General features: G+C 62.3%; 11 protein-coding genes. All 11 read left to right on the top strand.

The window, feature by feature from the left end; genetic code table 11:
- Positions 1-23 precede the first annotated feature (23 nt).
- The 11 genes from AWB74_RS13890 to AWB74_RS13940 all read left to right on the top strand — a co-directional run bounded on the left by AWB74_RS13890 (position 24) and on the right by AWB74_RS13940 (position 12,018).
- A complete protein-coding gene (locus AWB74_RS13890; protein WP_061147308.1) occupies positions 24-1,046 on the top strand; it encodes a Tim44 domain-containing protein in 1,023 nt (340 codons plus the stop codon).
- A gap of 193 nt (positions 1,047-1,239) precedes the next feature.
- Positions 1,240-1,899 carry a ubiquinone biosynthesis accessory factor UbiJ gene (locus AWB74_RS13895; RefSeq protein ID WP_087038990.1) on the top strand — a complete coding sequence of 220 codons (660 nt, stop codon included), beginning with the start codon at positions 1,240-1,242 and terminating at the stop codon, positions 1,897-1,899.
- A 21-nt stretch (positions 1,900-1,920) separates the two neighbouring features.
- On the top strand, positions 1,921-3,495 hold the full coding sequence (gene ubiB / locus AWB74_RS13900) for a ubiquinone biosynthesis regulatory protein kinase UbiB (RefSeq protein WP_061147310.1): 1,575 nt from the start codon (positions 1,921-1,923) through the stop codon (positions 3,493-3,495).
- A 13-nt stretch (positions 3,496-3,508) separates the two neighbouring features.
- Positions 3,509-4,126, top strand: a complete 618-nt coding sequence (locus AWB74_RS13905) for a methyltransferase domain-containing protein (RefSeq protein ID WP_061147311.1) — start codon at positions 3,509-3,511, stop codon at positions 4,124-4,126.
- Between the two features lie 149 nt (positions 4,127-4,275).
- On the top strand, positions 4,276-4,653 hold the full coding sequence (locus tag AWB74_RS13910; protein WP_087038979.1) for an FmdB family zinc ribbon protein: 378 nt from the start codon (positions 4,276-4,278) through the stop codon (positions 4,651-4,653).
- Between the two features lie 131 nt (positions 4,654-4,784).
- Positions 4,785-5,447, top strand: coding sequence for a DUF502 domain-containing protein (locus tag AWB74_RS13915; protein ID WP_061147313.1), 663 nt, complete (start codon positions 4,785-4,787; stop codon positions 5,445-5,447).
- 91 nt (positions 5,448-5,538) lie between these two features.
- Positions 5,539-7,341, top strand: a complete 1,803-nt coding sequence (aspS, locus tag AWB74_RS13920) for an aspartate--tRNA ligase (RefSeq protein WP_061147314.1) — start codon at positions 5,539-5,541, stop codon at positions 7,339-7,341.
- Between the two features lie 109 nt (positions 7,342-7,450).
- Positions 7,451-7,927, top strand: a complete 477-nt coding sequence (gene nudB / locus AWB74_RS13925; protein ID WP_061147347.1) for a dihydroneopterin triphosphate diphosphatase — start codon at positions 7,451-7,453, stop codon at positions 7,925-7,927.
- Positions 7,927-9,213 carry a phospholipase D-like domain-containing protein gene (locus AWB74_RS13930; protein WP_407642441.1) on the top strand — a complete coding sequence of 429 codons (1,287 nt, stop codon included), beginning with the start codon at positions 7,927-7,929 and terminating at the stop codon, positions 9,211-9,213. Before nudB ends, AWB74_RS13930 begins: the two co-directional genes overlap by 1 nt.
- A gap of 271 nt (positions 9,214-9,484) precedes the next feature.
- The gene (locus tag AWB74_RS13935) at positions 9,485-10,159 is read left to right on the top strand and encodes a TetR/AcrR family transcriptional regulator (protein ID WP_061147316.1); all 675 of its coding nucleotides are present in this window, start codon (positions 9,485-9,487) and stop codon (positions 10,157-10,159) included.
- 71 nt (positions 10,160-10,230) lie between these two features.
- Complete coding sequence (locus AWB74_RS13940; protein WP_061147317.1) at positions 10,231-12,018, top strand: acyl-CoA dehydrogenase C-terminal domain-containing protein; 1,788 nt, start codon at positions 10,231-10,233, stop codon at positions 12,016-12,018.
- Positions 12,019-12,180: the final 162 nt, after the last annotated feature.

Raw genomic sequence — 12,180 nt, forward strand, 5'->3', positions numbered from 1 at the left:
TTCCACTCTCTTAAGGATTCGATATGTTCGATTCGCGCAAACCCCAATCCCGGGGTTTCCTGAACATCCTCTTCAGGAAGGCCGGAATCTTGGCGCTGGCTGGCGTTATTGCGGCTGGCGCAATCTTCGCGGAAACGGCGGAAGCCAAGCGCATGGGCGGCGGCCGCAGCATGGGCCGGCAGTCGGCCAATGCCACGCAGCAGCATCAGGCGACGCCGCCGTCGCAATCCATGCAGCAGGGGCAGCCGGGTCAGGCCGCGCAAGCCCAGCGCGCGCAACCTGCGCCTGCCGCGCCAGCTGCGGCACAACCCGCGCGCAACCGCTGGCTCGGACCAATCGCCGGTCTCGCGGCGGGTCTGGGCATCGCGGCGCTGCTGTCGCACTTCGGGCTGGGCGAAGCGTTCGCCGGCGCGATGGCCAACATGATCATGATCGCGTTGATCGTGCTGGCGGCCGTCATGCTGTTCCGCTTCATCATGCGTAAGCGTCAGGGCAGCCAGAGCAACGGCGCGCCCGCGTATGCCGGCGCGGGGTCGGCCTCGGGTTCGCCGTACGGCGCGACCGCGCGCACGAGCCTGAACCAGGATCCGCCGCAGGTGCCGCAACAGCCGACGGGCTTCGGCGCGAACTACATCGAGTCCGCAGCCCCGCAGCAGGCCGTGCCGGCGAATGTGCCGGCGGGCTTCGACACCGAAGCGTTCGTGCGTAACGCAAAGGTCTACTTCGTGCGTCTGCAGGACGCGTGGGATCGCGGCAACGTCAACGACATCCGCGAGTTCACGACGCCCGAAATGTTTGCCGAAGTGAAGCTCGACGTCGATGCACGCGGCAGCGCGCCGAATCGCACGGACGTGGTGCAGCTCAACGCCGATGTCCTTGGCGTCGAGGATCGCCCGGCCGAGTATCTCGCGAGCGTGCGCTTCCACGGCCTGATCCGCGAGTCGGAAGGCGCGGCGGCGGAGCCTTTCGTCGAGGTCTGGAATCTGTCGAAACAGAAGGCGGGCAACGAAGGCTGGCTGCTGGCGGGGATTCAGCAGGTCAGCTGAGCGTGACCGCGCGCCGGGGCGCAAGTATCCGGCGGCCGCCATTGGCCGAATGGCCAGGAGCCGGCAACCGTCAGTGTGATCATCGGTTGCGGCGGTAGAATAGAAACCCGCGCGAGCTTCTCGCGCGGGTTTTTTCATCTCATAGCCGATGACGAACGCAGACGAATCCGCCCGTCCCGCAGCAAATCCCGCCTTGAAGACCGCGTCCAGTGGGTTCGCGGCCGCCGTGAATCATCTGCTCGTTCGCGAGCCCTGGGCTCGCGAACGCGTGAAGCCGTACGCCGGCAAGCGCGTGAAGCTGTCCTGCACGCCGGTATCGATCGCGCTTGTGGTGCAACCCGACGGTCTCTTTGCCGCCACGACCGCGGCGGAAGCCGGCGCGTTCGACGTCACGATCGCCGTGCCGCTCGACGCGCTGCCCGCATTTCTGCAAGGCGGTCAGGCCGCGGTGATGAAGCACGTGCGCATCGAAGGCGATGCCGAATTCGCGACGACGCTCGCAAAGCTCGCGGAACATCTGCGCTGGGATCCCGAGGAAGACCTCGCGCGCGTGATCGGTGACGCGCCCGCGCATCGCGTGGGGCTCATCGCGCGCGCGGTGCAGGAGCAGGCGCAGCGCACCGGCCGTAATCTGCTGGACACTTTCACCGAGTATTTCCTCGACGAGCGTCCGCAACTCGTGCGCAAGAGCGCGCTCGACGCGTTCAACGCCGAGTTGTCGAAAACGCGCGATGCGCTTGCGCGTGTCGAAAAGCGCATCGAACGAATCGAACAGAAAGCTGATCAATCAAGACCGGATCGCGGCGCCTCAGCGCGAACCGGTGGCGAGTCCGTGCGCGACTCGCACAAATAACGAGCTGAAGCGAAATCCAACATGCGTTTTCTGCGTTTCCTCAAGATATTTTTCACGATCGTCCGCTTCGGGCTCGATGAGCTCGTGATGAGCGGCATCGACGACCGCCGTGTGCGCTTTCTCATGCGCATCACGACGTTCGGCCGCAGGTTCAACATCGAGCGTGGCATCCGGCTGCGGCTTGCGCTGGAAAGTCTCGGCCCGATCTTCGTCAAGTTCGGCCAGGTTCTGTCGACGCGGCGCGACCTGCTGCCCGTCGATATCGCCGACGAACTCGCAAAGCTCCAGGATCGCGTGCCGCCGTTCGATTCCGCGGTGGCCGTGGCCATCATCGAGAAATCGCTCGGCGCGCCGATCGACGTATTGTTCGACGATTTCGAGCGCGTGCCGGTGGCGAGCGCGTCGATCGCGCAGGTGCATTTCGCGAAGATCAAGACCGGCGAGCATGCGGGCAAGCACGTCGCGGTGAAGGTGCTGCGTCCGGGCATGCTGCCGGTGATCGACTCCGATCTCGCGCTGCTGCGCGATATCGCCATCTGGGCCGAGCGCCTGTGGGCGGACGGGCGGCGTCTGAAGCCGCGCGAAGTGGTCGCCGAATTCGACAAATATCTGCACGACGAACTCGACCTGATGCGCGAGGCCGCCAACGGCAGCCAGTTGCGCCGCAACTTCCAGGGGCTTGACCTTCTGCTCGTGCCGGAAATGTATTGGGATATGTCGGCGCCGACGGTGCTCGTCATGGAGCGCATGGTCGGCGTGCCGATAAGCCAGGTCGACACCTTGCGCGCGGCGGGCGTCGATATTCCGAAGCTCGCGCGCGAAGGCGTCGAGATTTTCTTCACGCAGGTGTTCCGCGATGGCTTTTTTCATGCCGACATGCACCCCGGCAACATTCAGGTCAGTCTCGATCCGGCGACGTTCGGACGGTATATCGCGCTGGATTTCGGGATCGTCGGGGCGCTGTCGGATTTCGACAAAAACTATCTCGCGCAGAACTTCCTCGCGTTCTTCAAGCGCGACTATCACCGCGTCGCGACGCTGCACCTCGAATCCGGCTGGGTGCCGCCGAGCACGCGCGTCGAAGAACTGGAAAGCTCGATTCGCGCCGTCTGCGAACCGTACTTCGACCGCGCGCTGAAAGACATTTCGCTCGGGCAAGTGCTGATGCGCCTTTTTTCGACGTCGCGCCGCTTCAACGTCGAAATCCAGCCGCAACTCGTCCTGCTGCAAAAAACGATGCTCAACGTCGAAGGACTCGGGCGCTCGCTCGACCCGGAGCTCGATCTGTGGAAAACGGCGAAGCCTTATCTCGAACGCTGGATGAACGAGCAGATCGGCTGGCGCGGCTGGTACGAGCGCCTGCAGATGGAAGCGCCGCAGTGGAGCAAGACCATTCCGCAGTTGCCGCGGCTCATTCACCATATCTTGGCGGAGCGCCACGACGCCCCGAAGAGCGGCAGCGACGAACTCATGCGCCTCCTGCTCGCCGAGCAGAAGCGCACGAATCGTCTGCTCGTGACGTTGCTCGTCGGCGGTCTCATCGCGACGGCGGGCGCGGGCGTCGTGATCGCGCAGTGGTGGCTCGGCCAACCGTGAGGACTTCAGCATCATGAGCGATCCGACGAATCCGGACGTCCCCGATTTCGAAAACCGCGATCCGAATTCGCCCGGTTTCTGGAACGAGCGCTTCGGCCAGCACTTCATGCCGTGGGATCAGGCCGGCGTGCCCGAGGCGTTCAAAACTTTCGTCGCCGCGCGGCAGACGCAAAACGTGCTGATTCCCGGCTGCGGGAGCGCTTACGAAGCGCTCTATCTCGCCGAACGCGGCTGGCCGGTGCGCGCGATCGACTTCGCGGCAGGCGCGGTCGAGGCGGCGCGTTTGCAGTTGGGCGCGCACGCGGGTCTCGTCGAAGAGGCGGATTTTTTCGCTTACGAGCCGCCATTCTCGACTGACTGGGTCTATGAGCGCGCCTTTCTTTGCGCGCTGCCGAAGGACCGCTGGCAGGATTACGCCGAACGCATGGCGGCTCTTCTGAAGCCGGGAACGTTGCTGGCGGGCTTCTTTTTCATCGGATCGACGCCGAAGGGGCCGCCTTTTGGCATCGAGCGCGGCGAACTGGACGCGCTGCTGTCGCCGCACTTCGAACTGATCGAAGACCGCGAGGTGAGCGGCTCGCTGCCCGTGTTCGCGGGACGCGAGCGCTGGATGACCTGGCGGCGTATTTGAGCGGCACGGCTTGAAATCTGCCGACGGCGCCCTGAAATATTGCGCGACTAATCTTGTATCCGCGATCCCGAAAATCGCGGGTCGATATGGGTTTGCGGCTATAATTCAAGGCTTTGCAAGCGTCGACAGATCATTGTAGGAAGAGTGCCATGCCGATTTACGCGTACCGCTGCGCACACTGCGGCCACGAAAAAGACGTGCTTCAGAAACTGAGCGATGCGCCGCTCACGCAATGTCCCGCCTGCGGAAAGGACACGTTTTCGAAGCAGGTGACCGCCGCCGGATTCCAGTTGAAGGGTTCTGGCTGGTATGTCACCGATTTCCGTGGCGGCAATAGCGCATCGAAAGATGGCAACGCTGCGCCGAACGCGCCGGCGGCGAAATCGGATGATGCTTCCTCCAGTTCCGCCAGCTCGAACGATTCGAGCAGCTCGAACGCGAGCGACAGCTCGACTCCGGCGAGCACTTCGTCGTCGGAGGCTGCCAAACCCGCCGCGGGCGCGTCCGCATCGTCGGGCGCAGCCTGAAGCGCAAGACGGCCGGTGCGTCCGGCCGCAACCCGCAGACGATCTCGCCGACCGCGCCTGAAACCGGCGCGGCCCGCCTTAAGCCGAATCTCCTACGCAACCGAGAGCCGGCGCAGCCTTCGCCCGTGTAAATGACGACGAAAAAGACTACGCTGAAAACCGTGTTCCTCACCGGCCTGCTCGTGCTGGTGCCGCTCGCGATCACCTTGTGGGTTCTCGGACTCGTCATCGGGACGATGGACCAGACGCTGCTTCTCCTGCCGCAGTCGTGGCAGCCCGAGCGCGTCGTCGGGTTTCATCTGCCGGGCGTGGGCGCGGTGCTGACGCTCGCGTTCATTTTCATCGTCGGCTTGCTGACGCAGAATTTCGTCGGACAGAAGCTCGTGAAATGGTGGGACGCGATCCTGCGTCATATCCCGGTGGTCGGGCCGCTGTACACGAGCGTCAAGCAGGTATCGGACACGCTGCTCTCGTCGAGCGGCAATGCGTTCCGCAAGGCGCTTCTGATCGAATATCCGCGCAAGGGCTCGTACACCATCGGCTTTCTGACGGGCATTCCGGGTGGCGACGTGCTGAATCATCTCGACGAAGATCACGTGAGCGTCTACGTGCCGACGACGCCGAATCCGACGTCCGGCTTTTTCCTGATGATGCCGAAAAACGAAGTCGTCGAACTGGACATGACCGTCGACGCCGCACTGAAGTACATCGTCTCGATGGGCGTGGTGGCTCCCGCGCCGAGCGCGCCGGCAGCGGTCGCGCCCGCCCGCCGCCCCACCGAGCCGCCGATGTAATGCCGGCGCGCGCATTCGCGAGTCTGCCGAAGGAAGAGCGAGACCCGAACGCGCGAGCCGTTGATCAACGAACAACGAAAGACACAACATCATGTCGATGCGATCTGAATACTGCGGTCTGGTGACCGAGGCCCGACTGGGCGAAACCGTCTCGCTGTGCGGCTGGGTGCATCGCCGCCGCGATCACGGCGGCGTTATCTTCATCGACTTGCGCGATCGCGAAGGGCTCGTTCAGGTCGTCTGCGATCCGGACCGCGCCGAGATGTTCAAGGTGGCCGAAGGCGTGCGCAACGAATTTTGCGTGCGCGTGCAGGGCGTCGTGCGCAACCGTCCCGAAGGCACCGTCAACGCCAATTTGACGAGCGGCAAGATCGAAGTGCTGTGCCACGAGCTGACCGTGCTGAACGCGTCGGTCACGCCGCCGTTCCAGCTCGACGACGACAACCTTTCCGAGACCACACGCCTCACGCATCGCGTGCTCGACCTGCGCCGCCCGCAGATGCAGAAGAATCTGCGCCTGCGCTATCGCGTCGCGATGGAAGTGCGCAAGTACCTGGATGCGCAAGGTTTCATCGACATCGAAACGCCGATGCTGACCAAGAGCACGCCGGAAGGCGCGCGCGATTACCTCGTGCCGTCGCGCGTGAACGCGGGCCAGTTCTTCGCGCTCCCGCAATCGCCGCAGCTCTTCAAGCAGTTGCTGATGGTCGCCAACTTCGACCGTTACTACCAGATCACCAAGTGCTTCCGCGACGAAGACCTGCGCGCCGACCGTCAGCCGGAATTCACGCAGATCGACTGCGAAACCTCGTTCCTCACCGAGCAGGAAATCCGCGATCTGTTCGAAGCGATGATCCAGCACGTCTTCAAGGAGACGATGGACGTCGAACTGCCTTCGAAATTCCCGGTCATGCTGTACTCGGAAGCGATGCGCCGCTTCGGTTCGGACAAGCCCGACCTGCGCGTGAAGCTCGAATTCGCCGATCTCACGGACGCCGTGAGGGACGTCGACTTCAAGGTGTTCTCGATGCCGGCAAACTCGAAGGACGGCCGCGTCGCTGCGTTGCGTGTGCCGAAGGGCGGCGAGCTCTCACGTGGCGATATCGACGGCTATACGGAATTCGTGCGCATCTACGGTGCGAAGGGTCTCGCGTGGATCAAGGTCAACGACAAGACCAAAGGCCGCGACGGTCTGCAAAGCCCGATCGTGAAGAATCTGCATGAAGCGGCGATCGCGGCGATCCTCGAGCGCACGGCGGCGGAAGACGGCGACATCATCTTCTTCGCGGCGGATCGCGCGAAGGTCGTGAACGACAGCCTCGGCGCGCTGCGCCTGAAGATCGGTCATTCGGAATTCGGCAAGGCCAATGGCCTGCTCGAAACCGGCTGGAAGCCGCTGTGGGTCATCGACTTCCCGATGTTCGAATTCGACGAGGAAGAGAACCGCCACGTCGCCGCGCATCATCCGTTCACGAGCCCGAAGGACGAGCACCTCGAATATCTCGAAACCGATCCGGGCCGCTGCCTCGCGAAGGCGTACGACATGGTGCTGAATGGCTGGGAAATCGGCGGCGGTTCGGTGCGTATCTTCCAGGAAGACGTGCAGAGCAAGGTGTTCCGCGCGCTGAAGATCGGCGCGGAAGAAGCGCGTCTGAAGTTCGGCTTCCTGCTCGACGCGCTGCAGTACGGCGCGCCGCCGCACGGTGGTATCGCGTTCGGTCTCGACCGCATCGTCACGCTGATGTCCGGCGCCGATTCGATCCGCGACACCATCGCGTTCCCGAAGACGCAGCGCGCGCAGGACTTGCTCACGCAAGCGCCGAGCGAAGTGGACGAGCGCCAGTTGCGCGAGTTGCACATCCGTCTGCGTCAGCCGGAGCAGAAGGCGCACTAAGCACGTTCAGTTGTCGTAGTGATGAAAAAGGCGCCGGGTGCGCCTTTTTCGTTTTTTGCGTTACAGTCTTCAGGCCAATGCAGACAAAGAAACGCGCGTTCAAAACGACATGCTCAAGCCGCCGAAAATCCCCGAATCCGTACTCGTCGTCATTCACACGCCGGATCTCGACGTGCTCATCATCGAACGCGCGGATCACAAGGGCTTCTGGCAATCGGTGACGGGCTCGAAGGATCGCATCGACGAGCCGTTCATAGAGACCGCCGCGCGCGAAGTGCAGGAAGAGACGGGCATCGTGATCGGCAGCGCGCTCGTGCCGGAGAAGGCGCTCATCGACTGGCATCACAGCATTCAGTACGAGATCTATCCGCAATGGCGGCATCGCTATGCGGAAGGCATCGTGCAGAACACCGAACACCAGTTCAGTCTGTGCGTGCCGCATTGTCTCGAAGTGACACTCGCGCCGCGCGAACACACCGCACACTTGTGGCTGCCGTTCCGGGAGGCCGCCGACCGGTGCTTCTCGTGGTCGAACCGGGAAGCGATCCTGCAATTGCCCGAGCGCCTCGCGGCGCATAGCCGATGATCGGACTGCGTCCGCGGCGCAGTTTCAAGCGGCTGCGCCAGGCGCTGTTTTCGGGCCGTCGGCCTCCGCGCTTCTGCTTCACGGCCGGCAATCACGTCCGGATCTTCAGGACCGGCGTGCAGTTTTTTCCGGCGTTGATCGAACGCATCGACAATGCGAAAAAATCGGTGTCGCTGGAAACCTACATCTTCGCCAACGACGACATTGGCCGCGCCGTCTCCGATGCACTCGTACGCGCCGCCGAACGCGGTGTCACGGTTCGTGTGATCACGGATGGCATCGGCACCGAGAGCAATCTGCCGATGTTCAAGCTGTGGCAGGAACGCGGCGTCGAACATCGCATCTATAACCCGCATCTGCTGTTCGGACCGCAAGGCTGGTCGCGCACGCATCGCAAGCTCGCGCTGATCGACGAGACGTACGCGTTTTGCGGCGGCATCAATATCGTCGACGATTACGACCAGAACGGTACGCACCTCGAGCGGCCGCGCTGGGACTTTGCGATGGAAGCTCAGGGCCCCGTCGTCAAGGACGTGCGCGAGGCGTTCGACCTGCAATGGCAGCGCATTCGTCTCGGCGTGAAGCCGCGTCAGCCGTCGCAGCCAGGATGCGAGCCGCAGGAAGACGAGCGCGTGCCAGGCCGCTGGAACACGCGCCGCGCGATGCTGGCGCGCAGGCGCGCGCGGCTCGGGGAGATTCACGCGGTCGATCGGCCCTGCGTCGCGTTCGTCGCGCGCGACAATCTGCTGAATCGACGCGCGATCGAAAAGGCGTATCTGCGGGCCATCGCTCACGCGGAGAGCGAAGTGCTGCTCGCGAATCCGTATTTCATGCCGGGGCGCAAGCTGCGGCGCGCGCTCGTTCGTGCGGCCGAGCGCGGGGTCCGTGTGTCGCTCGTCATCGGCCGCAAGGAATTCGTCGCGCTGGATTACGCCACACCCTTTCTCTACGGCAACCTGCTGAAGCACGGCGTGCGCATCGCCGAATACGAGAAAACGATGCTTCACGGCAAGGTCGCCGTCGTGGACGCAGACTGGGCGACGATCGGCTCGTCGAACCTCGATGCGCTCTCGCTCGTGCTCAACAACGAGGCCAACATGGTGCTCGTCAATCATCCGGAGATTGCCGGATTGCACGACGCCATTCTTCAGGCTTTCGACGAAGGCCGTCCCATCGACGAAAAACACTATGCGTCGCGACCGCTTACCGAGCGGACGCTTAATTGGCTGGCCTACAACACCTATCGTCTGATGATGAAAATGATCACCATCGGCCAGTACGATTAATCTGGCAATCGGCAGCCAATACGCAAGAATAAAGGCCAGCAAGCAAGTTTAGATAAAGCCTCCCACGAACTGGGAACTCGGGCAGTCACTTACAGGCAGTCCGTACATAAAACGCGACAATGGCCGCGGGCAATGTTGAGATTTATCCTATAGACATGTCCTGGCGTTTTAGAAACGCGGATCTAAAAATTAGCTTGTATCAGAAACGTTCGGCCACAATAATAGAACGGCCGTTCGATTTTACGGGTCACACAAGAACGGTAGGGACATCATGCGAAAAGGCGAACAGACGCGGGCCGCGATTCTCGACGCAGCATTGGAATTGGCGAGCCGTGACGGTCTTGAAGGGCTGACGATCGGCCTGTTGGCCGAACGGATGCAGATGAGCAAGAGCGGTGTGTTTGCGCATTTCGGGTCGCGCGAAGACTTGCAGGTGGAAGTGGTGCGCGAGTACCACAGGCGCTTCGAGGATGAAGTGTTCTTTCCTAGCCTGCGCGAAGCCCGCGGCCTGCCGCGATTGCGCGCGATGATGAATCGCTGGATGGAAAAGCGCATCCAGGAAGTGACCACGGGTTGTATCTACATCAGCGGAGCGGTCGAGTACGACGATCGCGCCGCGAGCGCCGTGCGCGAGCAGTTGGTGCACAGCGTGAGCATGTGGCGCGAGGCGCTGTTGCGCGCGATCCGCCAGTCGAAGGACGAAGGGCATCTGAAGGCGGAGACCGATCCGCATCTGATGCTTTTCGAGCTGTACAGCTTTACGCTTGGCCTGCATCACGACGCGCGCTTCCTGCATCTGCCGGAAGCGGTGCAACTGACGCGGGACGCGCTGGAGAAGACGATCGTGTCCTATCAGACGCCGAATGGGAACGCCGAAGCAGGCGCGTCGCAGCCGGTGCCGAACGGGGCCACGAACGTGACTTCGCATCAAACCGATAGCCGTTAGCGGCGCCGTTCGCATCGACAAGGTGGTACGGCGGCGCGCAAACCAGAAGCCCAAGGAAACTGGAGAGACACATGGGACAGTACGCCGCCCCCCTTCGCGACATGCAGTTCGTGCTGCACGAAGTGCTGAAGGTCGAAGCTGAATTGAAGAGCATGCCGAAGCATGCCGACCTCGACGCCGACACCATCAATCAGGTGCTCGAGGAAGCCGGCAAGTTCTGCTCCGAAGTCGTGTTTCCGCTCAACCAGAGCGGCGACCGCGAAGGCTGCGCTTACGAGGGCGACGGTGTCGTGAAGACGCCCGCCGGCTTCAAGGAAGCCTACCGCCAGTACATCGATGCAGGCTGGCCCGCGCTCGGGTGCGATCCCGAGTACGGCGGCCAGGGCTTGCCCGCGTTCGTGAACAATGCGCTTTACGAAATGCTGAACTCCGCGAATCAGGCCTGGACGATGTATCCCGGTCTTTCGCACGGCGCATACGAATGCCTGCACGCGCACGGCACGCCGGAACAGAAATCGACCTATCTGCCGAAGCTCGTCTCGGGCGAGTGGACCGGCACGATGTGCCTGACGGAACCACATTGCGGAACGGACCTGGGCATGTTGCGCACGAAAGCCGAGCCCAACTCCGATGGTTCGTACGCGCTCACCGGCACGAAGATCTTTATTTCGAGCGGCGAGCACGACATGGCCGAGAACATCGTCCATCTGGTGCTTGCGCGTCTGCCGGGCGCCCCGATGGGCACGAAGGGCATCTCGCTCTTCATCGTGCCGAAATTTCTACCGGATGCGAGCGGTGCGGTGGGCCAGCGCAACGGTATCAAGTGCGGCTCGATCGAGCACAAGATGGGCATTCACGGCAACGCGACCTGCGTGATGAACCTCGACGGCGCGACGGGCTGGCTCGTCGGCGAGGCGAACAAGGGCTTGAACGCGATGTTCGTGATGATGAACGCGGCGCGCCTGGGCGTCGGCATGCAGGGTCTCGGTCTCACCGAGGTCGCGTATCAGAACTCACTCGTGTACGCAAAGGAGCGCCTGCAGATGCGCGCGCTCACGGGCCCGAAAGCGCCCGAGAAGGCTGCCGATCCGATCATCGTGCATCCGGACGTGCGGCGCATGCTGCTCACACAGAAGGCGTATGCCGAAGCGGGCCGCGCGTTCACGTACTGGGCGGCATTGAACATCGACAAGGAACTCTCGCATGCGGACGAATCCGTGCGCGCGGAGGCCGCTGATTTCGTCGCGCTGCTGACGCCGGTCATCAAGGCTTTCCTGACCGACAACGCGTTCGAAGGCACGAACATGGGGATGCAGATCTACGGCGGCCACGGCTTCATTTCCGAATGGGGCATGGAGCAGTATGTTCGCGATGCGCGCATCAACATGATCTACGAGGGCACGAATTCGATTCAGGCGCTCGATCTGCTTGGCCGCAAGATTCTCGGCGACATGGGCGCGAAGCTGAAGCGCTTTGGCAAGCTCGTTTCGGATTTCGTCGAGGCCGAGGGCGTGAAGCCGGAGATGCAGGAGTTCATCAACCCGCTTGCGGATATTGGCGACAAGGTGCAGAAGCTCACGATGGAGATCGGCATGAAGGCCATGCAGAATCCCGATGAGGTTGGCGCTGCGGCCGTGCCTTATATGCGTACTGTCGGGCACCTCGTGTTTTCTTATTTCTGGGCGCGGATGGCGCGGGTCGCTTTGGATCGGGCCGGTTCCGGCGATACGTTTTATGTCGCCAAGCTGGCGACTGCGCGGTTTTATTTCGCCAAGCTTTTGCCTGAGACGGCTTCGACGATTCGTGCTGCGCGGGCCGGTGCAAAGCCGATGATGGATTACGACGAAGCGCTTTTTTGATTGCTTTGTGTCGTTTGCGTTTGGCTTTCGTGAATCCTGCTTTCGTGTTGGTTTATTAGCTTCGCCCCTATGCGGGGCAGCAGTCACTTTCTTTGCTGCTGCAAAGAAAGCAACTGTATTGAGAGTCAAGGTTTGAAGCGCAAAAGATCATGGTTTGGAGGG

The sequence above is a fragment of the Caballeronia arvi genome (genome assembly GCF_001544695.2).
In the GTDB taxonomy this organism is placed as follows: Bacteria; Pseudomonadota; Gammaproteobacteria; order Burkholderiales; family Burkholderiaceae; genus Caballeronia; species Caballeronia arvi.